Genomic DNA, 24,999 nt, shown 5'->3' with positions numbered 1-24,999 from the left:
CCACATCAGAGACAGCGAGGATCGTCTAGGGTCCGGCCATGGCCACCCAGAAGGAACGCATGCTCGCCGGTGAGCTGTACATCGCCGACGACCCCGAAATCGCGGCCGACGCCGCGCGCGCCGTGCAGCTCTCCGAACGGTTCAACGCCACCGCGACCGCCGATCCCGAGACCAGGCGGGCGGCGCTGGCCGCGCTGCTCGGGGAGGTCGGCGAGGGCACCGAGGTGCGGCCCCCGTTCCACGTCGACTACGGGCACCACATCACGATCGGCCCGCGCACGTTCGTGAACTTCGGCGCCGTCTTCCTCGACGTCGCCCGCATCACCATCGGCGCGGACGTCCAGATCGGGCCGAACGTCCAGCTGCTCACCCCGACCCATCCGGTCGAACCGGAGCCGCGGCGCGAGAAGTGGGAGGCCGCGGCCCCCATCACCATCGGCGACAACGTGTGGCTCGGCGGCGGCGTCATCGTCTGCCCCGGGGTCACCATCGGCGAGAACACCGTGGTCGGCGCGGGTGCCGTCGTCACCAAGGATCTGCCGCCGAACGTCGTCGCGGTCGGCAACCCCGCCCGCGTCACCCGGGGCGTCTAGCCGCGCACACACCGTACGGCCGTCGGTCGCGGGGGACCACCCCCGCGGCTACGGTGGTCGGGAGGGCCACTGAAGCCGGGAGGTGCACCACGTGACTTCCCTCCGCCGCGGCGGCAAGGGCGGCGCGTTCACCCTGCTGCTCGTCTACCTCGCGCTGCTCACGGCCCTCCAGATCTGGTCGGGGCACAACAACCTCACCGGCTGGTCCGCGTACTCGGTACTCGCGCCGATGGCCGCGAGCGCCCTGCTCACCATGCGCGCCACTCTGGTGGTGGGCCTGCTGACCATCGTCTCCGTGATCATCGCCTACGGCGGCAGCATCCCGGGGCTCTCCAGCGGCACCCGGGGCGTCATCGTCTCCTCGGCCGCCTGCTCGACCGTGCTCGGCCTGGTGATCTGCCGCATCCGGCTGAACCGGGAGGCCCGCGTCAGCCGGCTGACGATCGCCCGCGAACGGCTGACGCTGCTCCGCGTCGCCAGCCGCCACGTCGGCAGCACGCTCGACGTGCGCCGCACGGCGCGCGAGGTCACCGAGATCGCCGTGCCCGGCTTCGCCGACCTGGTCACGGTGGACCTGTACGAGTCGGTGCTGCGCGGCGAGGAGCCGGCCGCCCCGGACGGCAACCCGCTGCGCCGCGTCGCGCAGCGCTCCGTCGCGGACGAGGAGCCGGCGGGCGAAGGCGCGGGGGACGGCGCGGGGGACGGCGCGGACGGACAGCAGGAAGAACAGAAACAGCAGGAAGAACAGGCAGAACAGGAGAAACAGGAGAGGACCGACGGGAAGGAGGCGTACGAGGGCGGCGCCCCGGGCCACCGCCTGGCCCAGGGCCCCGACGTGCGCGCCCGCATCCTGGACGACTCCGACGTCGGCACCTGGCTGGCGGCGAACCCGCGGTACGCCGCCCAGGCCACCGCGGGCACCGGCCGCTCCGGCATCGCGGTGCCGCTGCGCGCCCGCGGCACCACCCTCGGCGTGGCCGTCTTCGTCCGGCACCTGCGGGCCGACCCGTTCGACGCGGACGACCTGCTGCTCGCCGAGGAGATCGGCGCCCAGGCCGCCGTCTGCGTCGACAACGCCCGCCGGTACACCCACGAGCACCGCGCCTCGCTCACCCTCCAGCAGAGCCTCCTGCCGCGCCGGCTGCCCGAGGTCGCGGCCGTCGAGGTGGCCACCCGTTACCTGCCCGCGGACTCGAGCGCCGGGGTGGGCGGCGACTGGTTCGACGTCATCCAGCTGTCCGGCGCCCGGGTGGCGCTGGTCGTCGGCGACGTGGTGGGGCACGGTCTGTACGCCTCGGCGACCATGGGGCGGCTGCGTTCCGCGGTGCGCACCCTCGCCGACATCGACCTGGCGCCCGACGAACTGCTCACCCACCTCGACGACGTCGTCATCCGGCTGCGTTCGGAGACCGAGGGCGGCGAGCAGGAGGGCGAGGCCCAGGAGAACCCGGCCGGCGCGGTCGGCGCCACCTGCCTGTACGCCGTGTACGACCCGGTCTCCCGCACCTGCTCGATGGCGCGCGCCGGCCACCCCGCGCCGGCGCTGGTCCGGCCGGACGGGCGCGTGGAGTTCATCGACGCGCCGCCGGGCCAGCCGCTCGGGCTCGGCGGGCTGCCGTTCGAGGCCCACGAAGTGCTGCTGCCGGAGGGCAGCTACCTCGCCCTCTACACGAACGGGCTGATCGCGCGCGACCGCGACATGGAACGCGGGCAGGCGACGCTTCGGCAGGCCCTGTCCCAGCCGGCGCACTCGGCCGAGGCGGCCTGCGACGCCGTCCTGGCGGCCATGCTCGACGGGGGGCCCACCGACGACATCGCCCTGCTCGTCGCCCGCACCCGCGCGCTGGACGCCGCGCACGTCGCGAGCTGGCACATCCCCGACGACCCGACCGCCGTCGCCCACGCCCGCGAGCTGGCCGAACGCCAGCTGACCTCCTGGGGACTCGAGGAGGCGACGTTCACCATGGAACTCGTCGTCAGCGAGCTGGTGACCAACGCCATCAGGCACGCGGACGGACCCATCCAGCTGCGCCTCATCCGCGAGCCCGCGGCCCTGATCTGCGAAGTGTCGGACAACAGCAGCACCTCACCGCACCTGCGCCGGGCGCGGGTCTTCGACGAGAGCGGCCGGGGTCTGTTCATCGTCGCCCACCTGACCGCGCGCTGGGGCACCAGGCACGGCCGCGAGGGCAAGACGATCTGGGCCGAACTGTCCTCCTCGCCCTCGCCCGAAGGGCTGCTCGCCGCCGGCTGACGCCGCGGCCGGCCGGCCGCGGCGCGCCGCGCTTCGCCTACGCTTCCGGCATGACCGAATCCGCCGCGCCGCTCGCCACCGGACCGCTGGGTATGCGGCTGCTCGCGTTCGACCGCCTGCCGGAGGACACCCGGTTCGACCGGGAGCCGGTCGGCTACGGACTCGTGGCGCTGTGGCACGCGGGGCTGCTGCTCCTGGTGCACGTGCGCGACCGGGACTGCTGGGAGCTGCCGGGCGGCAGGCTGGACCCGGGCGAGACGCCGCGCGAGGCCGCGGCGCGGGAGCTGGCCGAGGAGTCGGGGCAGCACGTCGCGCCGGAGCGGCTGCACTTCGCGGGCTTCGCGCGCACGTGGCTGCCGGACCGGCCGGTGCTGCGCGGCGCGCTGTTCCACGCCGAGGCGGACGAACGGGCCGTGTTCGAGCCGACGCCGGAGATAGCCGGCGTCCACTGGTGGAACCTGCGGGACCCGATGCCGCACGGCAGGCTCCAGACGGTCGACGCTTATCTGGCGGCGCTGGTCCGCCCCTGACCGGTACGGTTGCGCGATGGGGTTCGATTTCCGCGAGCATCCCGACGGCTCCGTGCACATCACGCACCACGGCCGCCGGGCCACCACGCTGCGCGGCGCGCGTACCCTGCGGTTCCTCGCCGAGGTGAACGGGGACGATCCGCAGCGGGTGATGGCCCGGTGGACGGGCAACTACCGCCGCGGCAACGAGCGCACCGCCCGCAGCCACCCGCGCAACCGCTGACGCCCAGCTGACACCCAGCTGACACCCAGGGGCCCGCGGGGCAATGTGCCTAATACCGCCGGACGCGGTTGGCGATGACGTTTCCGGCGACGAGGTACACCACGGCGGCGAGTCCGTAGCCGCACACCACCCGGGCCCATTCCTCGTCGAACGTGAACAGGTCGTGCGACCAGGCGGCCAGCCAGCGGGACGCGTCGTGCAGGAACTCCACCAGGCCGTTCTGCTCGTTGGCGTCCAGCAGGTGCATGAGGACCCAGAGGCCGATGACGCACGCGGCGATGTCCGCGACCACGGCGATGATCGCAGCCGTCGGCCCAAGATTCACTTTTCTAGTGGACATGACACGTCGAGTTGCCCGCGCCCCGCCCGTCAAACGCCCGCCCGTCAAACGCCCGCGGACCGCGCGGGCTCCCCCGCGTAGGTGCGCCACAGCTCCGCGTACCGGCCGCCGGCCGCGAGGAGTTCGGCGTGGGTGCCGTCCTCGGCGACCCGCCCGTGGTCGAGGACCACGACGCGGTCGGCGCGCGCGGCGGTCGTCAGCCGGTGGGCCACGACCAGCGTGGTCCGGCTGCCGGCGAGGCGGTCAGTCGCCCGGTTGACCAGCGCCTCCGTCGCCAGGTCGAGGGCGGCGGTCGCCTCGTCGAGCAGCAGTACGTCCGGCCGCACCAGCTCCGCGCGGGCCAGGGCGATCAACTGCCGCTGCCCCGCCGACAGGTTCCGCCCGCGTTCGCCCACCTCGTAGTGGTAACCGCCCACGAGCGCCGCGATCATGCCGTGCGCGCCGACCGCGCGCGCCGCCGCCTCCACCTCCGCGTCGGTCGCGCCGGGGCGGCCGTAGGCGATGGCGTCCCGGACCGTGCCCTGGAACAGGTACGGCTCCTGCGGCACCACGCCGAGCCGGTGCCGGTACCCGGCCAGGTCCAGGTCCCGCAGGTCGGTGCCGTCCACCAGGACCGCGCCGCCCGTCGGGTCGTAGAACCGGGCCACGAGCTTGACCAGCGTCGACTTGCCCGCGCCCGTCTCGCCGACGAACGCCACCGTCTGCCCGGCCGGAATGGCCAGCCGGATGCCCGCCAGCGCCTCCTTGCCGTCCGCGTAGGCGAAGTGCACGTCGTCGAAGCGGAGTTCGCCGCGCAGCGACGCCACCGGCAGCGGCCGCGCCGCCTCGGGCGTCGTGGTGGGCTCGCGCAGCAGCTCCTGGATGCGGCGCAGCGAGACCAGCGCCTGCTGGTAGCCGTCGAAGACCTGCGACAGCTGCTGCACCGGCGCGAAGAACAGCTCGATGTACAGCAGGTACGCCACCAGCGCGCCCGCGGAGAGCGTGCCGTCCGCCACGCGCCCCGCGCCGACGATCAGCACGCCCGCGGTGGCGAGCGTCGCCAGGAGCTGCACGAACGGGAAGTACACCGACATCAGCCACTGCCCGTGCACACGTGCCTGCCGGTAGCCATTCGAACGGGCGGTGAACCGTTCGTACCCGTCGCGTTCGCGCCGGAACGCCTGCACCATCCGCAGCCCGGCCACCGACTCCTGAAGGTCGGCGTTGACGCCGCTGACCCGTTCGCGCGCCAGCTCGTAGGCGCGCACGCTGTGCCGCCTGAAGACGACCGTGCCGATGGCGAGCGGCACCAGCGTGGCCAGCACCACCAGCGCCAGCTGACCGTCGAGGACGATCAGCACGCCCATGATCCCGAAGAACGTCAGCACCGCGACCAGGGCCTGCGTCAGTCCGGTCTGGAGGAACGTGGTCAGCGCGTCCACGTCCGTCGTCATCCGGGTCATCAGCCGGCCGGTCAGCTCCCGCTCGTAGTAGTCGAGGCCGAGCCGCTGGAGGTGGCTGAAGATCTTCACGCGCAACGAGTACAGGGCGCGTTCGCCGGTGCGGCCGACCGCCCGGGTGGCGCCGAACTGCGCGGCCCACTGGGCGAGGACGACGACGAGCGCGAGCCCGGCAGCCGTCCACACCGCGCCGAGCGCCGCCCGCTGCACCCCCTCGTCGATGCCGTGCCGGATCAGCACCGGCAGCAGCAGCGAGGCCGCCGCGTCCGCGACGACGAGCAGCAGCGCCAGCACCAGCGGCCGGCCGAGACCGCCCAGCAGCCGGCGCAGCCCGTAGCTCGCCTCGGGGCGGGTGGCGCGTTCCTCGTCGATGTCCGGGGTCCCGTCGGCCGGCGGCAGCGCGGCGACCTGCGCCAGCAGTTCGGGCGTCGCGCCCTGCGCGTCCGGCGCGTCCGGCGCGTCCTGAAATCCGGTCCGCGCGGGCCGCGCCCACGGGTCGGCCGCCGGTTCGGCTCCCGGCCCGGCCCCCGGCCCGCCTCCCGGTTCGGTCTCCTGAAGGCCCGCCGGGTCGCGTTCGACGCCGCCGAGCTCGCCCGGGTCGGCGAGCAGCCGCCGGTACAGGTCGCAGCGGGCCACCAGTTCCTCGTGCGTGCCGGTGTCCACCAGCCGCCCGCGGTCCAGCACGGCGATGCGGTCGGCGAGCTGGAGGGTGGACTGCCGGTGCGCGATAAGCAGCGTCGTCCGCCCGGACATGACCGAACGCAGCGCGTCGTGGATCTCGTGCTCGACGCGGGCGTCGACGGCCGAGGTGGCGTCGTCCAGAATCAGCAGTCTGGGGTCGGTGAGGATCGCGCGGGCCAGCGAGACGCGCTGCCGCTGGCCGCCGGAGAGCGTGAGGCCCTGTTCGCCGACGACCGTGTCGTAGCCCTCGGGCAGCGCGGAGATGAAGCCGTCGGCCTGCGCGGCGCGCGCGGCGGCCCTGATCTGCTCCTCGTTCGCCTCCAGGTGGCCGTAGGCCAGGTTGGCGCGGATGGTGTCGGAGAAGAGGAAGCTGTCCTCGGGCACCAGGCCGATGGCGGCGCGCAGCGACGCGTAGGTGAGGTCCCGGACGTCCTCGCCGCCGACCCGCACGGCGCCGCCGTCCGGGTCGTAGAACCGCGGCAGCAGCAGCGACACCGTCGACTTGCCGCTGCCGGACGGGCCCACCACGGCCAGGGTCTCGCCCGGTTCGATGCGCAGCGACAGGTTGTTCAGCACCGGCGGCCCCTCGCCGTAGCCGAAGCTGACGGCGTCGAACTCGACGGTCGCGGGCGCGTCGGCGGGCAGTTCGTGCGCGTTCTCCGCCTCGCGGATCTCCGGTTCTGTGTCGATCAGTTCGAGCACGCGCTCGACGCCGGCCCGCGCCTGCTGGCCCATGGTGAGGATGACGGTGAGCATCCGCACCGGCCCGACGAGCTGGGCCAGGTAGGTGGAGAACGCGACGAACGTGCCCAGCGTGATCCGGCCCTCGGTCGCCATCCAGCCGCCGAGCGCCAGCATGGCGACCTGGCCGAGCGAGGGAACGGCCTGGAGGAGCGGGGTGTACCTGGCGGAGAGGCGGACGGTCCGCAGCCGCGCCGCGAACAGCTTCCGCCCCGCGGCGCGCAGCTTCCCGGTCTCCTGCTCCTCCTGCCCGAAGCCCTTGACGACCCGCACGCCCGTGATGGCGCCGTCGACGACGCCGGCGACCGTGCCCGCCTCGTTCTGCGCGACCCAGGTGGCGGGGAACAGCCGGGTGCGGCTGCGCCGCGCGACGAACCACAGCGCGGGCGCGACGGCCAGCGCGATCAGGGTCAGGGGCGGCGAGAGGGTCAGCATGACGACCAGGGAGACCGCGAAGAGCATCAGGTTCCCGATGGTCATCGGCATCATGAACAGCAGGCCCTGGATCAGCTGGAGATCACTGGTACCGCGGCCGACGACCTGCCCCGTACTGAGCTGGTCCTGCCGCCGGCCGTCCAGTCGGGTGATGCTGCGGAACATCTCGGTGCGCAGATCGTGCTGCACGTCGATGCCGAGCCGGCCGCCGTAGTAGCGACGGACGTACGTCAGCGCGTAGACGACGACGGCCGAGGCGGCCAGCAGTCCGATCCACAGGGCGAGGCCGCCCTCCTCGCCGATCACGACGTCGTCGATGACGACCTTGATGAGCAGCGGCATGAGCGCCATCACGCCCATGCCGACGAGCGAGGCGCCGACCGAGAGCAGGAGATTGCGCCGGTACCGCCAGCAGTAGGCGGTCAGCCGCCGTATCCATCCACCATCCCGTGCCGTCACCGCAGCGCCTCCCGTTCCCTGATGACCGCAGTGCTCAACACCTCGGGCCTGCGTTTTTCATCCCACCGCAACAATATGAAGAACTTTCCGGCTGTCCGCTAAATGATTTGGCGGTCCAGCGGCGGTGTGCATAGGCTCTGGCGCATGGCAGGAACGCTGTACATCGACGGACTGTGCGCCAACGCGCGGTCCGCCGACTGGAGCCCGCTCCACATCCGCCGCCCTCGCGTTCGGCGCCCGGCCCTGGTCCGCCAGGACTCGCCCGGCGTCTGAGCCTTCACGTCTCCAGAGCCTTTCGCGTCTTCTCACGGCAGCCAGGGCCGTCCGGGTCCCACCCGACCGGACAGGCCGACGGCACAGTGTTCACAGCGTTCCCTGTTTCCCCTGATGACCGCCGCCCGGCCTGTCCTCAGCCCCGAGGACGACGCCCGTGGCTTCCCGCCGCAAAACCCTCTCCCAGAATTTCCTGCACAGCACCGCCGTGCTGGGCCAGATCGTCCGCGCCGCCGAGCTGGGGCCGAGCGACCTGGTCGTCGAGCCCGGCGCGGGCGAGGGCACCCTCACCCGCGCGCTGGCGCGCGCCACGCGCCAGGTCATCGCCTATGAGCTGGACCCGGCCCTGGCGGCCCGGCTGCCCGGACGGCTGCGCACCGAACGCAACGTCCGGGTGGTACCGGGCGACTTCCTGCGCGCGCAGCCGCCGCGCACACCGTTCGCCGTGGTCGGCAACATTCCGTACTCCCGCACCACGGACATCGTGCGGTGGTGCCTGACGGCCAGGGGCCTGACCTCGGCCACGCTGGTCACCCAGCTGGAGTTCGCCCGCAAACGCACCGGCGACTTCGGCACGTGGCCGCTGCTGACGGTGCAGAGCTGGCCAGAACACTCCTGGCACCTGGGCCCGCGCATCCGGCGCCACCACTTCACGCCGGTGCCGCGCACGGACTCCGCGGTGCTGCGCATCGTGCGCCGGCCCGCCCCCCTCGTGCCCCGGCGCGACCTGCCCGCCTACCGCGCGCTGGTCGCCGAGGGCTTCACCGGGGTCGGCGGCTCCCTGCGCGCGACGCTGTCGCGGCACCACGACACGTCCCGGGTGCGGGAAGCGCTGCGGGCCGCGGGGGTACCGAACGACGCGCCGGTGGGCCGCGTGACGCCACGGCAGTGGCTGTCGGTGTTCACGCGGCTGCACCGGGGGCGCGGCGGATGAGGCGCGAGGTGCCGCGTCCGTCGCCGCGGGCCCGGCGCGGGGCACGCGCTCAGGCGGCCGGCAGCTCGCTCACCGCGCAGCCGGTCACCACCTCGTCGAGCGACAGGCCGAGCGCGCTCGCGAGGGCGGCCACCGTGAAGAACGCGGGGGTGGGCGCGCGTCCCGTCTCGATCTTGCGCAGCGTCTCGACGGAGATCCCGGCGCGGGCCGCGATCTCGCCCATGCTGTGCCCGCCGCGGGCCTGCCGCAGCAACGCGCCGAGCCGGCAGCCGCGTTCACGTTCCTCGGGGGTGAGTGGAGTACGGACCATGCCGTGATACTAATACCGGTATAAGAATTGGTCGACCCCGGCCCACCACGGCCGGGGCCGGCCGTCGGCCGACCCTTCGGAGGCGAGAGACCGTGGTGGAGATCAAGACGGACGCGGCGATGGACGCCATGCGGGAAGCGGGCCGCGTCGTCGCCCGCGCGCTGGCCGCCGCACGCGCGGCGGCGGCGCCCGGCGTGCGGCTGCGCGAGCTGGACGAGGCGGCCAGGGACGTCATCGAGAGCGCGGGCGCCACCGCCCCGTTCCTGCACTACCTGCCCTCGTTCGCGCCCGTGCCCTACCCCGGCGTGATCTGCACCTCGGTCAACGACGCCATAGTCCACGGCATCCCGGGCGACTACCGGCTGCGCGCGGGCGACCTGCTCGGCATCGACTGCGGCGCCACCCTCGACGGCTGGACCGGCGACGCGGCCGAGACGTTCACCGTCGGCGCCGCGGAGCCCGAGGACGCCCGGCTCATCGCCGCGACCCGCGGCGCCCTGGAGGCCGGTATCGCCGCGGCCGTCGTGGGCGGGCGGCTCGGGGACATCTCGCACGCCATCGGCCGCGCCGGGCGCGCCGCGGGCTACGGCATCCCCGAGGGCTTCGGCGGCCACGGCATCGGGCGCCGCATGCACGAGGACCCGCACGTGGCCAACGAGGGGCGGCCCGGCCGCGGCTTCCCCCTCCGGCACGGCCTGGTGCTCGCGCTGGAGCCGATGCTGACGGCGGGCGGCCACGACGGCTACTACTGCGCGGCCGACGGCTGGACCCTGCGCACCCAGGACGGCAGCCGCGCCGCCCACTTCGAGCACACGGTCGCCATCACCGACGCGGGGCCGCGCATCCTCACCATGCTGTGAACGGGCCGCCTCACCCGGCCGGAGCACGCGCCACCGCGCCACCGATGACTTTCCGCCCGCGGACGGGTCGACAGGAGTGGAACGGGTGACACGGCTGCACCCGCGAGCGGAAGGCACCCCGATGTTCAAGAACACCAAGGCGTTCAGCGGCTTCTCCGTCGACGACACCGACCGGGCCGCGCAGTTCTACGGCGAGACGCTCGGCCTGGACCTCTCCCAGGAGAACGGCATGCTGATCCTGCACCTCGCGGGGGACCGGGACGTCCTGGTCTACCCCAAGCCCAACCACGAGCCCTCCACCTGCACGCTGCTCAACTTCCCGGTGCCGGACATCGAGGCCGCCGTCGACGAACTGGCCTCCCGCGGCGTGGAGTTCATCCACTACGAGGGCGCGGACGCCCGGGGGGTCCACCGGGGCAACGGCGGCCCGCCCATCGCCTGGTTCCGCGACCCGGCGGGCAACTTCCTCTCCGTGCTCGTCACCGGCTGAGCCGCGTCAGCCCGCGTCCGGCACCCGCAGGGCCAGCAGCGCGATGTCGTCCGAGCCGCCGGGCGGCATGCGTTCGAGGAGCTGCGCGCAGAAGTCGTCCGGCGGGCGGCCGGCCAGGGCGATGGCGTGCCGGCGCAGCCGGTTCATGCCGGTGTCCAGGTCGCTGCCCGCCATCTCCACCAGACCGTCGGTGAACAACAGCACGGTCGACCCCGGCGGCAGCGGCTCCACGGCGTCCGCGCGTTCCACCTGCACCTCGGCCCGCGCACCGAGCAGCAGGTCCTGGCCCTGTTCGAGATACTGCGCCCGGCCCTCGTCCGTGACCAGCAGCGGCGGCGGGTGGCCCGCGCTCACCCAGCGCATCCGCCAGCGCGCCCCCGGCCCGCCCACGTCCCCGACCGTCTCGATCCTGGCCAGCAGCAGCGTGGCCATCTGCACGTCCGTGATGTCCGACATCGCGTCGTCGAGGCGGCCGACGATGAGGCTCGGCGGCTCGGCGCGGTCCCAGGCCAGCACCCGCAGCATGTTCCGCAGCTGCGCCATGCCCGCCGCGGCCGACAGGTCGTGGCCGACGACGTCCCCGACGGCGAGCGCGGTGGCGCCGTCCGGCAGCACCAGCGCGTCGTACCAGTCCCCGCCGACCTGCGAGCCGCGCGGCGCCGGCTGGTAGCGGGCGGCCAGCCGCAGCGGGGCGATGTCCGGCAGCGCGGGCAGCAGGTGCTGCTGCATCATGGCCGCGACGTCCCGCTGCCGCTCGAAGAGGCGCGCGTTGTCGATGGCCAGGCCGGCCCGCCGCCCGATGTCCCGGATCAGCGGCAGCTCGTCCGGGCGGAACGGGCGTTCCGGATCGGTGCGGGCGATGGTCAGCGCGCCCACGACCTGCCGGGGCGTGCTCAGCGGCACCACGGCCGCGGACGTGGCGCCCAGCAGGTGCAGGAACTTGTGCACGACGGCCCGCGGGCTCTCCGGCGGCGCCTCGATCTCCTCGCGCGTCATCAGCAGCGACTCGTTCCTGCGCAGCACGCGCGACAGCACGGCGCTGGCGGACTCGGGCATGAGGGTGGTGTCGTCCCGGCCGGTCTCCGCCTCGCCCTCGCGCCCCTGCGGGCCCACGACGGCGACCCGCCGCACCCCCTCCTCGCCCTCGCGCAGGTCCACGGTCACCCAGTCCCCCAGCCGAGGAACGACCAGCCGCCCGAGCCGGTTCAGCGCCTCCTCGGCCTCCAGCGTCTGCGTCAGCACGTCCGTGATCTCCTGCACCAGGGACAGCCGCTCCGCCAGGTCCTCCATGGCCGCCAGGTGCGCGGCCTGGTGGTTGCGCTTCTCCCGCTGCTCGTCGTTCTCGCCGAACAGCGTCAGCACCTGGGTGGTCGCGCCGCCCCTGACGACCGGCGCGCCGGACCAGCTGACCGGCAGCAGGCTGCCGTCCCCGCGCAGGAAGCTGTCGGTCGTCACCAGGACCATCCGGGTCTCCTCCAGCACGGCCACCAGCGGGCACTCCTCGCGCGGGGCGAGCGTTCCGTCCTCCCTGCGGTGCAGCAGCTCGTGGAAATCCTTGCCGACCACCGTGCGGCCCGGGAGACCGATCAGCTGCAACGCGTGCGGGTTGACGGCCGTGATCAGCCCGTCCCGGTCGGTGAGGATCACCCCGGCTTCGAGGCTGTCGAACGCGGTCAACAGGTCCTCGGGTTCCACCGGCACGGAATCGGCCATGGATGTCGCCGCCTTCTCTCGGCCCGCTGGTAGCCCTGCTGCCCCCTTTCCATTCACCGGCAGCCACGGAGACTCCGCAACCGCCACGCGGCTGCCCGCGCGGTCAGGAACGCCGCTCCCGCAGGCGCCGCCGGTGTGCGGCGACGCGGGAACGGGAGGCGCAGGGCGCCGAACAGTAGCGGCGGGCGGGCCCGGGGCCGGTACCGAGGTAGAGAACGCGGCAGCCGTCCGCGGCGCACTCGCCCCAGGGCACGCGGCCGTACTCGGTGAGGATCTGCGCGAGCGCGAGGGCGCTCGCGGCGAGGAACCACTCGCCCCAGCCCGCGTCGTCCCCGCGGTCCACGTGCAGATGCCAGCCGTGGCCGTCGTGGGCGCTGAGCCGCGGCCTGGCGCCGCACTCGGCGAGCAGCGCGTTCAGGGCGTGCGCGGCACGGTCGGCGTCGCGCTCGGCCAGCACGCCCGCGATGCGGGCCGCGGCGGCCCGCAGCTCGGCCGCCGCCGCCTCGGAGAGGTCCGCCGCCCGCTCCCCGTGCCGGACGAGCAGCGCGCGCAGCGCCGCGCGGGACAGCTCGGGGTCCTGGCGCACGGCGTTGGCCACGTCGAGCAGGCGCTCGGCCGGCCGGAATCCGTGCGGTGCCTCGGGCATGGGCCCTCCTGAGGTTGTAACGTGTTACACCTCCAACACGTTACAGCCCGGTGGGGCGTGCGCAGGGAAGGGGCGGCGGGTGCGGCGCTACCTGATCACGGCCTTCTTCGCCCGGCTCGCGGACGAGGGCATGGCCGTCGCCGCCGTGCTCCTCGCCCTCCAGCGCGCGGACTCCGCCGCGCAGGGCGCGTTCACCCTCACCGCCTGGATGGCCCCGCACGTGCTCGCCGCGCCGCTGGTCGGCGGCCTCGCCGCGCGCGCCACCCGGCCGCGCCTGTTCTACTGCGGCGCGCTGGCCTGCTTCGCCGCGGCCCTCGCGGGCCTCGCCCTCGCCCTCGGCCGGGCACCCACCCCGGTCACGCTCGCCATCGCCCTGGCCGGCGGCGCCTGCGGGCCGGTCGTCACCGGCGGCCTGTCCGGCCTGCTCGGCGCACTGGCGCCACAAGGCCCGGCCCGCGCCCGTGCCTACGCGCTGGACGCCGCCACCTACAACGCGGCCTCCGTCGCCGGCCCCGCCGCCGTCGGCGCGGTCGCCACCGCCGCCTCCGCCGCCGCGGCCACCGCGCTGCTCGCCGTCGCGGCCTGCGTGGCCGCGGCGCTCGCCGCGCTGCTGCCGCTGCGCCCCGCCGCCGCGGACGCGGGCCGCTTCGCGTGGGCGGCCGGCCTCACGGCCGTCGCGCGTACGCCGCGGCTGCGCGCCATCACGGCCGCCACCTGCGTGGCGTTCCTCGGCATCGGCGGCCTCACCACCACCGCCGTGCTGCGGGCCGCGGACCTCGGGCGGCCGGCGGGCGGCGGCGTGCTGATGACGGCGTTCGCGCTCGGCGCGCTGGCCGGGTCGCTGGTCCTGGCCCGCCGACCGCCCCGGACGTCCGCACGGCGGCTGGCCACGTTCAGCCTGCTCGCCACCGGTGCGGCGCTCGGCGGCGCCGCGCTCGCGCCCTCGTTCGCCGTGCTGCTCGCGCTGTTCGCCCTGGCGGGCGTGTGCGACGGGCCGCTGCTGAGCGCCACGCTGCGCATCCGCGCCGACCACGCGCCGCCCGGCACCCGCACCCAGGTGTTCACCATCGGCGCCGGGCTGAAGATCACCGCGGCTGCGGCGGGCGCCGCCCTGGCGGGAACGGCCGCCGGCCTCCCGCCGGCCGCGCTGCTCGCCGCCATCGCCGCGCTCCAGTTCGCCGCCGCGGCCGTGCTGGCCGCGCTCTCCCGCCGGCCCGCGGCGGGAGAGCGGATGCCCGTCGGCCGCCACTGACCGCCACCGGGCCGCCGCTGTCAGTGCGGCGTGCCACCATGCGACGACATGGACGCCTCCCGCAGCCACGGCCCCGATCGCCTGAGCGCCCTCCTCGGCCCGCCCGCCGCCGCGCCCGTCCCCGTCGACTGGCCGGCCGTGGAGTCCTGGCTCCGGCTGCGCCTGCCCGCCGACTACAAGGCACTTGCCGCCGCCTACGGCCCGCTCGACATCGGCGACTGCCTGTGGCTGCACACCCCGTGCGTGCAGGCCGGGCATTTCGACTGGGGCACGTGGCTGCGCACCACCCACCGGCACTGCCGGATCTCCTCCCGCGACGCCCCGCCGAACGAGCCGCCGCCGTTCCACCCCGCACCCGGCGGCCTGCTCGCGTTCGGGATGACCAGGTCGAGCAGCCACCTGTTCTGGGACACCGCCGCCTGCGCCGATCCGGACCGCTGGCCCGTGGTCCTCTTCCACCAGGACGCCGTCTACCGGGGGATCAACCCGTGGCGGAGCTACGGCACCCCGCTGCTCGACTTCCTGGATGCCGCCCTGGCCACCGGCATACCACTGCCCGGCGGCGGCACGCTCGGGCCGCTGCCCCCGACCGCGCGGCGCACCGCGTTCCTGCCGGGGGCCGTGCCCTGGGCGCCCCCGGCGCCGGGCGCCGAGCCGGTCCCGGCCGCGCACAGGCGGGCCGCGCTCCGCGAGGGCAGCGGGCTGGACGCGCTGCGGCTGCTGATCCCACCGCCCCGCGTCCCCCGCCTCGGCCCCGGGGACTGGCCCGCGCTGTTCGACCGCCTCGGCACGCGGCTGCCGGCCGACTACCTGGCGCTGATGTCCCGGTACGGCGCCGGCTGCTGGATGGGCTGGCTGCGCTTCCTCACCCCGCTGCGGACGGGCGAGGACGGCTTCGTCCGGCACGTGGCGCAGACGCTCAACGGGTACCGCACCCTGCGCGAGCACGCCCCCCAGGGGCACCGGCTGCCGCTGTGGCCGGCGGCGGGCGGCTTCCTGCCGTTCGCCAACTCCATCGACGGCGACCAGTTCGGCTGGCTGACCGAGGGCGATCCGGACGGCTGGCCGCTCACCGTGTGGCCCCGCCACGCCGACCAGGGGCCCCCGCTCCCCGGCACGCTGACCGAGGTGCTGCTCGCGTGGCTGCGCGGCACCCTCTCCGCGGAGGGGCTGCCGGGCCTCGACCGGGACGACGACCCGCTGGAGTACGCCACCTTCGAGCCCTGGACGGACGCCAGCTACTGGTGACGCCGCCCGCGGCGGCTCACCCCTTCACCGATCCCGTCGCCATCCCCTTGGTCAGGAACGGTTCGAGGAACAGGAAGAGAACGATCATCGGCACCATCGAGATCAGGCCGACGGCCATCAGGCCGGACCAGTCGACGCTGAACTCGCCGATGAAGGAGGCGATGCCGACGGTGACGGTCCAGCCGTCGGGGTTGCCCATGAGCGTGCGGGCGAAGAGGAAGTCACCCCAGGTGAGAATCGACGCATAGGTGAAAGTCGCGGCGATCCCGGGCTTGAGCAGGGGCACGATCACGCGCCACAGCGCGCCCGCCCTTCCGCATCCGTCGATCATCGCGGCCTGTTCGATCTCGACCGGGACGGCATCGACGAAGCCCTTCATCAGCCAGGTGGTGAACGGAACGGTGGCCGCGGTGTTGACCAAGGTGACCGACCACAGATTGTTGACCATGCCGAAGTTGGCGAAGAGCACGAAGGTCGGAATGATCAGCAGTGTGCCCGGCAGCATCCGGCTGAACAGCAGGGTGAAGCCCATTGCCTGCTGGCCCTTGGAGCGGAAGCGGGAAAGGCTGTAGCCGCCCAGCGTACTGACCACCGTGGAGATGACAGCAGCGCCCACGGTGGTGAGCGCGGAGTTCCGCATCCACTCGAGGACGGGCACGTCGCGGAGCACGGAGGTGTAGGCGCTGAACGAGGTGGCGTCGGCGGGCGGGACCAGTGGCGGATCGGAGACCAGCAGCCGCTCTGAAGGGACGACCGAAGTCATGATCATCCAGTAGATGGGGAACATCAGCACGGACGTGACCGCGATCGCCAGGGCGAGCAGGGACCACCGGCGTGTGCGGGAGAGTGTGGTGGACATGGGTGCTCCTGTGGTGACGGGCCGGTTCAGCCGAACTCGCGGCGCACGGACCGGCCCGCGGCCTTGAGCAGGGCCCCGCAGATCGCCATGGTCACGATGCCGAGCGCGGCGGCGGTGCCCATCTCGAAGAACTGGAAGGCCTCGTTGTAGATCCGGATGGCGAGAGTCTGGGTGGCGTCGTTGGGGCCCCCGCCGGTGAGCGGGAAGATGAAGTCGAATTCGCGGAACACGCCGATGCCGGTGATCACGATGGCGAGTGAGGCGGCCGTACGGACCGCGGGCCAGGTGACGTGGGTGAACTGCCGCAGTGGCGACGCACCGTCCACCCGCGCGGCTTCGTACAGCTCCTTGGGCACCGACTGGAGCTGGGCCAGCAGGACCAGGACGAAGAACGGGTAGTACTTCCAGATCGTCGGCAGGATCACGGCGAACATGGCGGTATCAGAGTCGACGAGCCAGGCGACGTTGCCGTCGATCACGCCGACCGTACGCAGCAGGTAGTTCACGACACCATAGGAGGCATCGAACATCCAGGCGAACGCCGCGCTCACCACCACGCCGGGCACCGCCCACGGCAGCAGGACCAGGGGACGGATGATCCGCCGGCCGGGGAAGGCCTTGTTGAGCAGGACGGCGAGGCCCAGGCCGAGCGCGAAGGCGGGGATCACGACGCCGAGGGTGTAGACGATCGACCGCACGATGTCGCTGACCAGGCCGGGGTCGGTGAGGACGTCGCCGTAGTTGTCGAGCGTGAGCGGGTTCTGCTCCAGGTTGAGCAGGTCGGAGATCTGGCCGCCGCGGAGGCTGAGGTCGATCGCCACGTAGAGCGGGTAGGCCATCAGCAGACCGACGATGGCGAGGGTGGGCGAGAGCGTCAGGTACGCGAAGACGCTGCGGCGCCGGTGCTCGCGCCGCAGCGCGGGCGAGCGTTCGGGCGCGTTCGGCGGCCTGGGGGTGGCGGGCTTGGCGACACCTCTGCGCGGGGTGTGCTGCGGTTCGGTGGTCATCAGGACTCCATGGCCTGCTGGAGCTCGTCCTGCAGATGGGCGGCGATCGAGGCGGTCGACTCGTCGGTGGTGATCAGGGACGTGGCGGCGGCCGACACGATGTCGCTGATGCGGCCGAACCGCTCCCGGTGGGCCTGATTGCCCGGGAAGATCGACACGGCTTCGTCGGCAAGCTGCTGGAAGAGTTCGAGTTGCGGGGTCTCGGCGACGGCCCGGGCGGTGATCGAGCCCGCCCGTGGTGCGGGGTTGGTGGTCAGCTCGGTGTAGCGGCGCTGCCACTGGGGGGTGCCGGCCAGCGCGATGAAGTCCCACACCGCCTCTGCCTTGCGCGGGTCGATGCCGGCCGGCATGTGGATGCTGTTCGAGACGCCGCCGGGGACCTGCGGGAACGGTGCCCGCGCGGCCTTGAGGCCGGGGCGGACCGCGTCGGTCGCGCTGCCCAGCTCGTTCAGGAAGAACGGGCCGTCCAGGAGCATGGCGATCTTTCCGGTGAGGAACAGCTCGTTGCGCTGCTGGGACTGGATGCCTTGCGGCGCTTGGGCGAGGGCACGGCGGTAGAGGTCGAGGCCCGCGATCGCCGCGTCGCTGTCGGCGGTGAACGCACCGTCGTCGGTGGACAGCGCGGCCCCGCTGCCGACGACGAAGGCAGCAAGCTCGGTGAAGTTGTCGGGGTTGGGGGCCGTCGTGGCGCCGAAGCCGTAGATCCCGTCGCCGGTGATCGCTTCGGCTGCCGCGATCATCTCCTCCGCGGTGGCCGGCACCCCGGCTCCGACGGATTCGAGCAACTGCTGGTTGTAGTAAAGGTTGTAGCCGTAGCCGAGCAGCAGGACGCCGTAGTTCTCACCGTCCAGCGCCATCACTTCCTGCAACGGCGTCCAGGTGCGCGGGATGTCGGTGGACCGCAGGCGGTCCTCCAGCGACTCGAGCCAGCCGCGGCCGGCGAACTCGGCGGCGTTGCGCGCCGGCAGGTGCACGATCTCGGGGCGGTCGTTGGCGGCGAACCTGATCGTGAGCTGGTCGACGTAAGAGTCGAACGGCAGCGAGTAGAAGTCCACCCGCACATCGGGGTGGGTCCGTTCGAACTCGGTGATCAGCTCCCGCCACCACAGCGCGAAGGTTCCCTCGGCAGCCTGCCAGGAGGGGAACTCCAGCACGGTCTTCCCGCCGGCCGTTCCTCCGCCCGAGTGGCAGCCGGAGAGGGCCGCACCCGTGGCGGCCGCCAGCCCCAGCGAAAGCATTCTCCGCCGGGAAGGGCCCGAGGGCCGGGCCGGCACCTGGCCCCCGCGCAGCGCCGTCATCGGCCGGCACCGCCTGACGTGCGGGGTGAGTCGGTGGCCGGACCGGCATGGTGTGGGTACACGGCGGGGCCGGTGTAGCCCAGTGCCGTGCTGACCTCGTCGGCCGTCTCGATCACGCGTCCGGCCAGCTCCCCCTCGCGGTTGTCGAGGTCGATGGCCGACAGCGAGCCGGAGATCGAGATGGCCGCCACGACCTCCCCTGCGGCGTCACGGATCGGCGCGGCCACGCAGGCGCGGCCCAGAGCAAGCTCCTCGACCTCCGTGGCGTACCCGCGTCCGACGACCAGTTCGACCTGCGCATCCAGCTCCTCGTGGGTGCCGGTGGTCCTGCCGGTGAACTTCGGCAGCTGGGGAAGCATCGCGCGCCGCTGGCCGGCGGTGGTGCCGACCAGCAGGCACTTGCCCATGCCGGTGGCGTGCAGGGCGTTGCGCTGTCCGGCCAGGGTCATCGACTTCGGCGCGAGCGCTCCCTCGTAATTGGCGAGGTAGAAGACGGTGCCACGGTGCAGGACGGACACGTTGACGCCGAGGCCGAGCAGCGCGGCGGCCTCCTGGGCATGCCGCCGGGAGGCGCGGTAGACCGGATGCTGGTTGAGCGCAGACCCGGCCAGGGTGATCAGTCCGGTGCCGAGCCGGTAGAGGCCGGACTCGGTGTCGCGCTCCACGTATTCGAGGGCTTCGAGCGTCGCCAGCATGCGGGAGGTCGTGGACTGGCCGAGCCCCGCGCGGGAGGAGACGTCGGCGACCCGGAGCGGCCGCCCGTCGTGGAACGCCGCGAGGACGGCGGCCGCGCGTTCGACGCTCTGGTTCGTGCTCGTGCCCTGCTCAGCACCCATTGCCAGCTCTCCAACATCCGAAACGCTTGCCTTACGCGATGGATACTGCATTAGGCTATCCGCTCAGCGCAAGAGATCAGCCGAAGAATGGATGCGTGCATGCAGATCGCCTCGGTCGAGACGTTCGTACTCAAGGTCTTCCATCACGAGCCCTACCTCGGCGCCCTGCCGGACGGCAGCGAGGTGCCGCCGGGCTATCAAGTGCGCGCGCCCTGGCGCAGCCTGTATTCGCGCCGGTTCGAGACCCTGCTGGTCAAGGTGACCGCCGAAGACGGCACCGCGGGCTGGGGCGAGGCGCTGGCGCCCGTCGCCCCCGAGGTGCCCGCCGACATCGTCGACCTGCTGCTCGCTCCCGTCCTGCTGGGGCAGGACGCGCTCGCGCCGCGGCCCGCCTGGGCGATGCTGCGGGACCTGATGCGTGAACGCGGGCATCTCGTCGGCCACCAGGCCGACGCGCTGGCGGCCGTGGACATCGCGCTGTGGGACCTGGCCGGCCGGCTGCGCGGTGCACCCGTCGCCGCCCTGCTCGGCGGAGCCTTCCGGGACCGGCTGCCGACGTACGTGTCCGGGCTGCCCCGTGCCACCGACGACCAGCGAGCCCAGCTCGCCGCCGACTGGGCGGGCCGGGGCGCCGGCGCCGTCAAACTGCATCTGGGGCACGGCGTGGCGGCCGATCTGGCCACGGTGGACGCCGTCCGGACCGCCGCGCCCGCGCTGCGGGTCGCCGTGGACGCGCACTGGGCCTACGGCCAGGCCGATGCCCGACGGCTCGCCGCCGGCCTGGCCGACCGCGGCGGCTGGTTCCTCGAAGCGCCGCTGGCCCCCGAGGACGAGGAGGGCCACCGCAGGCTCGGCGAGCGGACGGAGCTGCCCGTCGCGGTGGGCGAGACCCTGCGCAACCGGTACGAGTTCGCCCGCTGGCTGCGTGGTCACGCGCTGGAGATCGCCCAGCCGGACGTGGCCCGTACCGGCATCACCGAGGCAATGGCGATCGCCGAGCTGTGCGCGGCGTCACACGTTCCGGTGGCGCCGCACCACTCCGTCGGGCTCGGGGTCTCCCTCGCCGCGGGCCTGCACGTGGGGGCGGCCGTCGAGGACCTGTTGGTATTCGAGTACCAGCCGACCTCGACCGAGGTCGGCCAGCGCATTCTGCGCACCCCGCTTGAGGTCCGCCCCGACCACTTCCCCCTCCCCGCCGGGCCCGGACTCGGCATCGACATCGACGAGCAGGTCGTCCGCGACCTCGCCGGAAAGGACTGATCTCCTCATGCCCCTGGTCCACGGGCTCGCCCCGATCCTGGCTACCCCCTTCGCGTCGGACGGCTCCCTCGACCTCCCCTCGCTGCGCCGCGTGGTGGAGTTCAACCTCATGAGCGGCGTCGACGGGCTGGCCGTCTCCGGTATGGCGAGCGAGACCTTCGCGCTCACCGCCGAGGAACGTGCCCGCGTGCTGCGGGAAGTCGTCTCCGTCACGGCGGGTGCGGTCCCGGTGGTGGCCGGGGTCAACGCGACCTCCACGGTCACCGCCGTGGAACAGGCCCGGGCCGCGGCCGCGGACGGCGCTGCCGCGCTCATGGTGCTGCCGCCGTACATGGTCAAGCCCACCCCCGCACAGGTCCTCGACTTCTACGCGGACGTCGCGGCCGCCACGGACTGCGAGGTGATGGTCCAGGACGCCCCCGGAGTCACCGGCGTGACCATGGCTCCCACGACGCTGGCCGAGCTGGGCAAGCTGCCGGGCGTCACCTCGGTCAAGGTCGAGGCGCCGCCGACACCGGCCAAGGTGACCGCGGTGGCCGACGCGTCCACCGGGGAGGACTTCGCGATACTGGGCGGCCTGAACGCCCAGTTCTGCCTCGACGAATACGCCCGCGGCGCCATCGGCACCATGCCCGCCTGCGAGTTCCCCGATCTGCTGCGCCCGGTGCTCGACGACTGGGCCGCCGGACGCCGCGAGAAGGCCCGGGAGGGCTTCGCCCGGCTGCTGCCCCTGGTACTGCACGGACTCCAGCAGGGCTGGGCCTGGGCGGTACACAAGGAGGTGCTCCTCGCCAGGAAGCTCATCGCCGACGCCACCGTCCGCACCCCCGCTCGCCCGCTCGACGCCCCGACCCGAGCCGCCCTGCACGAGGTACTCGCGCCCCTGGGCATCACGGCCGGTTGACAGCCGTCCGCACCCGTCCGCACCCGTCCGCACCCATCTTGACCAGCGGGGCGATTCCGACCGTCCTGGTCGCTGGCGCCACGGTCCGCACGCGTCGTTCGCAGGGAGCGCCCGCAGATCACAGCTCGGCGACTCCCGCCCCGGAATCCCCCCATCCGGGCGATACTGGCCGTATGCCGACGACCGCCGCCCCGTCCCGATCCGAACTGATCAGCCACCTCGTCAACACCCGGATCGCCGGCGAGGTCGCCACCCCCCGCGAGAACAATCTGGCGCACTACCGCGAGCTGGCGAACGGGAATCGGTACTTCTGGCTCGGCCTGGAGTTCGGCGACCGGTGGGCGGACGAGCAGGATGTGCTGGCCGTGATGGCGGAGCGCTGCGGCGTCGACGGGGACCCAGAGCACCGGCAGGGGCAGGACACCATCGATCCCGAGCTGACGGTCGACGGCCTCGACCGCGCCGCCACCCTGCTGCGGAAGGCCGCGGTCGGCTCCCGGCGGGTCCTGGTGGCCACCGGCCACCCCGGTGGACTGCTCGACGTGCACTCCCGGACGGCCGCCGCGCTGACCGCCGCGGGCTGCGAGCTGGTCCGCGTGCCCATCGGCCTGACCGCCGACGAGGGCGTCGTCACCCAGCTCGCCGACGTCGCCGTGTGGGAGCGCGGCGCCACCCTGTGGCACACCCACTCGCCGCAGCCCATGGCCGAGATACTCGACGCCCTCCCCCAGGAGGGCCAGGCCCTGCCTGACCTCGTCATCGCCGACCACGGCTGGGCCGGCTGCGCCGCCCAGTACGGCATCGACACCATCGGCTACGCCGACTGCAACGACCCGGCGCTCTTCCTCGGCGAGGCCGAGGGCACGCTCTCGGTCTGCGTGCCGCTGGACGACCACGTCACCAACGCCCGCTACTACGAGCCCATGACCGCCTACCTGCTGGACGTCGCCGGGCTGGCACCCGGATGAGGGCGGCCTGGCGCCCCAGGGCGCTGGACCCGCTCCTTCCCCGGGCCATCCCGCTCCCGCGGCCCGCGGCGGGCGACGTCCTGCTGTGCGTGCCGGGCGCGGCGGGCGTCTACCGCCGGAAGCGGCCCGATCCCGAGTCGTTCGACGCCAGTTGGTGCGCCGCCGACCGGCACGAGCTGCACGCGGATCTCACCGGGCCCGACCGCGCCGCCGCCCTCGACGCGCTGCTCACCGCCTGGGAGGAGCACCTCGTGCCCTGGCCGCCTGGGGCCGACGCGGAGGCGGTGTTCACCTGGCCGAGCCGCGATGCCGCGCTGGTCCCGGTGCTCCGCGGGCACGGCCTGACGCCGCAGCGCGTCGCCGCGGTCCGCCCGGCCGGGCGGACCGTTCCCTGGCCGCGGCGGGCGCCGGAGGCGTGTGTCCGCCCGCTGGGCCCGGCCGATCTCGAAGCCGCCGCCGCGCTGTGGCTGGCGGAGCTGCACTGGGAGGCGCAGTTCGGCTCCTGTGTGATCCGCCCCTCCACGGCACGCAATGTCGGACGGCAGCTGGCCGGGGCCCTCGGCTGGGTGGCCGAGGCCGGTGGCCGGCTGGTCGGCCTCCTCGCGGTCGAGGACCCGCGCCGCACCGCTTGGGCGGCCCGCCTGGCGAGGGCCAGGCACCCGGGCTACCTCACGTCGCTGATGGTCTCTCCCGCGTACCGCGGCTCCGGCATCGGCACCGCGCTGGTCCGCACCGCCCACGCGGCGCTCGAAGAGGCCGGGTGCACCGTGACGATGCTGCACTACGCCGCGCTCAACCCGCTGTCCGCGCCGTTCTGGCACCGCTGCGGCTACCGCCCGCTGTGGACCACCTGGACCGGTCCCGCCCACCGCGGCCGCGTCAACGGGGCACGCGCATCAGTCCCTCCTGGATGACGGACACCGCCAGCCGCCCGTCCCTGGTGAACATGCGCCCGCGCGCGAGGCCCCGCCCGGCCTGGGAGGTCGGGGAGTCCGTGTCGTACAGCAGCCACTCGTCCGAGCGGAACGGCCGGTGGAACCACATCGCGTGGTCCAGGCTCGCCCCGACCGTGTCACCCGTCATCCAGCCGCCCCGCCCGTGCGCGAGCAGCACGGAGTCCAGCAGGGTCATGTCCGAGACGTAGGTGCCGAGACACAGGTGGACCACCGGGTTGTCCTGCTTGCCCGTCAGCTCGCCGTTGAGCCGGAACCACACCTGCGCCCGCGGCTCGCGCGGGGTGCCCGCGGTGCCGAACGGCGGCTCGTTCACGTACCGCAGGTCGATGGCCTGCCTGGCCTGGAGTAGCAGTTCGACCACGCTCGGGTCCCAGAACAGGTCGGCGTAGCGCGGCAGCAGCTCCTCCGCCGTCGGCAGGGTCTCCGGATCGGGCGCGGGCGGCATCGGCTCCTGGTGCTCAAGCCCCTCCTCCGGCTTGGCGAACGACGCCGAAAGGGTGAAGATCGGCTGCCCGTGCTGAACGGCCACCACCCGGCGGGTGGCGAAGGACCGGCCGTCGCGGGTGCGGTCCACCGTGTACACGATGCGCGAACCGGGGTCGCCCGGCCGCAGGAAGTAGGAGTGCAGCGAGTGCGGCAGCCGGTCCTCCGGCACGGTCCGGCAGGCCGCGACCAGCGCCTGCGCGGCGACCTGGCCGCCGAAGACCCGGGGGATGACGGAGGCGTGACTCCGGCCGCGGAAGATGTCCTGCTCGATCGGCTCCAGATCGAGCAGATCGAGCAGGTACTGGAGAGTAGCGTGCATGTGCTGATTCTCCACGCCCGTCGGACGCGCCGGATACCTGCACCGGCCGGAAGGGGCGTCGCACATGCCACGAGGGCCCGCATCCTGAATCAGGATACGGGCCCTCGTCACCAGTAGCGGGGACAGGATTTGAACCTGCGACCTCTGGGTTATGAGCCCAGCGAGCTACCGAGCTGCTCCACCCCGCGTCGTTGTGTGTCTTTACTCTAACCCCCTGAGTACGGGGCGTGCAAATCAAGCCCCGGCGGCACAGTCGGGGCAGCGCCCGTAGTACGTGACGGCGACCTCGGAGACCGCGAAGCCGAAGCGCTCACCCTCGGGCAGCGCCGCCATCGGGTCCTGCGTCAGCTGGACGTCGCGCATCATGCCGCAGCCGGCGCAGACCAGGTGCTGGTGCGGGTGGTGGGCATTGGGGTCGTACCGCTTCGCCCGGCCGTCCGTGGTCACCTCGACGATCTCGCCGAGGGCGACGAGCTCACCCAGGGTGTTGTAGACAGAGGCGCGGGAGATCTCCGGCAGCCGCCGGGCCGCCTTGGCGTGCACCTCGTCGGCCGTGTAGTGAACGTGCTCACCGTCCAGCACCTCGGCGATGACTCGCCGCTGCGCGGTGAGCCGCCAGCCGCGGTCCCGGAGTCGCTGAAGCAGGTCACTCATGTCTGCCACCCTAGCGCGCGGCCCTCATATG

25 protein-coding genes and 1 tRNA gene are annotated in these 24,999 nt (G+C 73.4%); 14 read left to right on the top strand and 12 right to left on the bottom strand.

The window, feature by feature from the left end:
• Nucleotides 1–38 precede the first annotated feature (38 nt).
• From RM779_RS11785 to RM779_RS11770, 4 genes are all read left to right on the top strand, one after another.
• Nucleotides 39–593, top strand: coding sequence for a sugar O-acetyltransferase (locus tag RM779_RS11785; protein ID WP_311617626.1), 555 nt, complete (start codon nucleotides 39–41; stop codon nucleotides 591–593).
• 91 nt (nucleotides 594–684) lie between these two features.
• Complete coding sequence (locus tag RM779_RS11780; RefSeq protein ID WP_311617625.1) at nucleotides 685–2,847, top strand: ATP-binding SpoIIE family protein phosphatase; 2,163 nt, start codon at nucleotides 685–687, stop codon at nucleotides 2,845–2,847.
• 50 nt (nucleotides 2,848–2,897) lie between these two features.
• Complete coding sequence (locus RM779_RS11775; RefSeq protein WP_311617624.1) at nucleotides 2,898–3,377, top strand: NUDIX domain-containing protein; 480 nt, start codon at nucleotides 2,898–2,900, stop codon at nucleotides 3,375–3,377.
• Nucleotides 3,378–3,393: 16 nt separating this feature from the next.
• Nucleotides 3,394–3,600, top strand: a complete 207-nt coding sequence (locus RM779_RS11770; RefSeq protein ID WP_311617623.1) for a hypothetical protein — start codon at nucleotides 3,394–3,396, stop codon at nucleotides 3,598–3,600.
• Nucleotides 3,601–3,649: 49 nt separating this feature from the next.
• Here the strand turns inward: RM779_RS11770 and RM779_RS11765 are convergent, their stop codons facing one another.
• Together RM779_RS11765 and RM779_RS11760 are read right to left on the bottom strand one after the other, a co-directional pair.
• Nucleotides 3,650–3,940: a hypothetical protein gene (locus RM779_RS11765; RefSeq protein WP_311617622.1), complete on the bottom strand. Its 291-nt coding sequence runs from the start codon at nucleotides 3,938–3,940 to the stop codon at nucleotides 3,650–3,652.
• A 44-nt stretch (nucleotides 3,941–3,984) separates the two neighbouring features.
• Nucleotides 3,985–7,695: an ABC transporter ATP-binding protein gene (locus RM779_RS11760; RefSeq protein ID WP_311617621.1), complete on the bottom strand. Its 3,711-nt coding sequence runs from the start codon at nucleotides 7,693–7,695 to the stop codon at nucleotides 3,985–3,987.
• A 144-nt stretch (nucleotides 7,696–7,839) separates the two neighbouring features.
• Between RM779_RS11760 and RM779_RS11755 the strand changes: the two genes are divergently transcribed.
• The gene (locus RM779_RS11755) at nucleotides 7,840–7,968 is read left to right on the top strand and encodes a hypothetical protein (RefSeq protein WP_290443784.1); all 129 of its coding nucleotides are present in this window, start codon (nucleotides 7,840–7,842) and stop codon (nucleotides 7,966–7,968) included.
• Between the two features lie 157 nt (nucleotides 7,969–8,125).
• Nucleotides 8,126–8,902 (top strand): ErmE/ErmH/ErmO/ErmR family 23S rRNA (adenine(2058)-N(6))-methyltransferase, encoded by a 777-nt coding sequence (gene erm, locus RM779_RS11750; protein WP_311617620.1) that lies wholly within the window; start codon nucleotides 8,126–8,128, stop codon nucleotides 8,900–8,902.
• 49 nt (nucleotides 8,903–8,951) lie between these two features.
• On the opposite strand, the gene RM779_RS11745 is transcribed toward erm, so the two are convergent.
• Nucleotides 8,952–9,212: a helix-turn-helix domain-containing protein gene (locus tag RM779_RS11745; protein WP_311617619.1), complete on the bottom strand. Its 261-nt coding sequence runs from the start codon at nucleotides 9,210–9,212 to the stop codon at nucleotides 8,952–8,954.
• 92 nt (nucleotides 9,213–9,304) lie between these two features.
• Between RM779_RS11745 and map the strand changes: the two genes are divergently transcribed.
• A complete protein-coding gene (map, locus tag RM779_RS11740) occupies nucleotides 9,305–10,072 on the top strand; it encodes a type I methionyl aminopeptidase (RefSeq protein ID WP_311617618.1) in 768 nt (255 codons plus the stop codon).
• Nucleotides 10,073–10,157: 85 nt separating this feature from the next.
• Nucleotides 10,158–10,562 (top strand): VOC family protein, encoded by a 405-nt coding sequence (locus tag RM779_RS11735; protein WP_394813274.1) that lies wholly within the window; start codon nucleotides 10,158–10,160, stop codon nucleotides 10,560–10,562.
• 6 nt (nucleotides 10,563–10,568) lie between these two features.
• Here the strand turns inward: RM779_RS11735 and RM779_RS11730 are convergent, their stop codons facing one another.
• Nucleotides 10,569–12,275, bottom strand: a complete 1,707-nt coding sequence (locus RM779_RS11730) for a SpoIIE family protein phosphatase (protein WP_311617617.1) — start codon at nucleotides 12,273–12,275, stop codon at nucleotides 10,569–10,571.
• Between the two features lie 103 nt (nucleotides 12,276–12,378).
• Nucleotides 12,379–12,921, bottom strand: a complete 543-nt coding sequence (locus tag RM779_RS11725; RefSeq protein WP_311617616.1) for a CGNR zinc finger domain-containing protein — start codon at nucleotides 12,919–12,921, stop codon at nucleotides 12,379–12,381.
• A 79-nt stretch (nucleotides 12,922–13,000) separates the two neighbouring features.
• Between RM779_RS11725 and RM779_RS11720 the strand changes: the two genes are divergently transcribed.
• Both RM779_RS11720 and RM779_RS11715 read left to right on the top strand, forming a co-directional pair.
• Nucleotides 13,001–14,173, top strand: a complete 1,173-nt coding sequence (locus tag RM779_RS11720) for an MFS transporter (protein ID WP_311617615.1) — start codon at nucleotides 13,001–13,003, stop codon at nucleotides 14,171–14,173.
• Between the two features lie 48 nt (nucleotides 14,174–14,221).
• Entirely contained in the window at nucleotides 14,222–15,421 is a 1,200-nt protein-coding gene (locus RM779_RS11715) for an SMI1/KNR4 family protein (RefSeq protein WP_311617614.1), read from the top strand.
• 16 nt (nucleotides 15,422–15,437) lie between these two features.
• On the opposite strand, the gene RM779_RS11710 is transcribed toward RM779_RS11715, so the two are convergent.
• From RM779_RS11710 to RM779_RS11695, 4 genes are read right to left on the bottom strand one after another with little or no spacing between them, the layout of a single operon-like run.
• Nucleotides 15,438–16,280, bottom strand: coding sequence for a carbohydrate ABC transporter permease (locus RM779_RS11710; protein WP_311617613.1), 843 nt, complete (start codon nucleotides 16,278–16,280; stop codon nucleotides 15,438–15,440).
• Between the two features lie 26 nt (nucleotides 16,281–16,306).
• A complete protein-coding gene (locus RM779_RS11705) occupies nucleotides 16,307–17,287 on the bottom strand; it encodes a carbohydrate ABC transporter permease (protein WP_311617612.1) in 981 nt (326 codons plus the stop codon).
• Nucleotides 17,287–18,525 (bottom strand): ABC transporter substrate-binding protein, encoded by a 1,239-nt coding sequence (locus RM779_RS11700; RefSeq protein WP_311617611.1) that lies wholly within the window; start codon nucleotides 18,523–18,525, stop codon nucleotides 17,287–17,289. The genes RM779_RS11705 and RM779_RS11700 overlap by 1 nt, the downstream gene beginning before the upstream one ends.
• Before the next feature lie 56 nt (nucleotides 18,526–18,581).
• Nucleotides 18,582–19,421: an IclR family transcriptional regulator gene (locus tag RM779_RS11695; RefSeq protein WP_311617610.1), complete on the bottom strand. Its 840-nt coding sequence runs from the start codon at nucleotides 19,419–19,421 to the stop codon at nucleotides 18,582–18,584.
• Between the two features lie 99 nt (nucleotides 19,422–19,520).
• Between RM779_RS11695 and RM779_RS11690 the strand changes: the two genes are divergently transcribed.
• From RM779_RS11690 to RM779_RS11675, 4 genes are all read left to right on the top strand, one after another.
• A complete protein-coding gene (locus RM779_RS11690; protein ID WP_311617609.1) occupies nucleotides 19,521–20,681 on the top strand; it encodes a mandelate racemase/muconate lactonizing enzyme family protein in 1,161 nt (386 codons plus the stop codon).
• Nucleotides 20,682–20,688: 7 nt separating this feature from the next.
• On the top strand, nucleotides 20,689–21,585 hold the full coding sequence (locus RM779_RS11685; protein ID WP_311617608.1) for a dihydrodipicolinate synthase family protein: 897 nt from the start codon (nucleotides 20,689–20,691) through the stop codon (nucleotides 21,583–21,585).
• A gap of 173 nt (nucleotides 21,586–21,758) precedes the next feature.
• The gene (locus RM779_RS11680) at nucleotides 21,759–22,553 is read left to right on the top strand and encodes a phosphatase (protein ID WP_311617607.1); all 795 of its coding nucleotides are present in this window, start codon (nucleotides 21,759–21,761) and stop codon (nucleotides 22,551–22,553) included.
• Nucleotides 22,550–23,467, top strand: a complete 918-nt coding sequence (locus tag RM779_RS11675) for a GNAT family N-acetyltransferase (RefSeq protein ID WP_311617606.1) — start codon at nucleotides 22,550–22,552, stop codon at nucleotides 23,465–23,467. The genes RM779_RS11680 and RM779_RS11675 overlap by 4 nt, the downstream gene beginning before the upstream one ends.
• Here the strand turns inward: RM779_RS11675 and RM779_RS11670 are convergent.
• The 3 genes from RM779_RS11670 to RM779_RS11660 form a co-directional block, all read right to left on the bottom strand.
• Nucleotides 23,433–24,314 (bottom strand): acyl-CoA thioesterase, encoded by an 882-nt coding sequence (locus RM779_RS11670; protein WP_311617605.1) that lies wholly within the window; start codon nucleotides 24,312–24,314, stop codon nucleotides 23,433–23,435. The two genes, RM779_RS11675 and RM779_RS11670, sit on opposite strands and share 35 nt — an antisense overlap.
• Nucleotides 24,315–24,428: 114 nt before the next feature.
• A tRNA-Met gene (locus RM779_RS11665) sits at nucleotides 24,429–24,502 on the bottom strand.
• A gap of 46 nt (nucleotides 24,503–24,548) precedes the next feature.
• Nucleotides 24,549–24,968 carry a Fur family transcriptional regulator gene (locus RM779_RS11660; RefSeq protein ID WP_311617604.1) on the bottom strand — a complete coding sequence of 140 codons (420 nt, stop codon included), beginning with the start codon at nucleotides 24,966–24,968 and terminating at the stop codon, nucleotides 24,549–24,551.
• Nucleotides 24,969–24,999 lie beyond the last annotated feature (31 nt).

This window comes from Streptomyces johnsoniae (assembly GCF_031845565.1).
GTDB lineage: Bacteria > Actinomycetota > Actinomycetes > Streptomycetales > Streptomycetaceae > Streptomyces > Streptomyces johnsoniae.
This window is presented reverse-complemented; position numbering and strand designations above follow the sequence as displayed.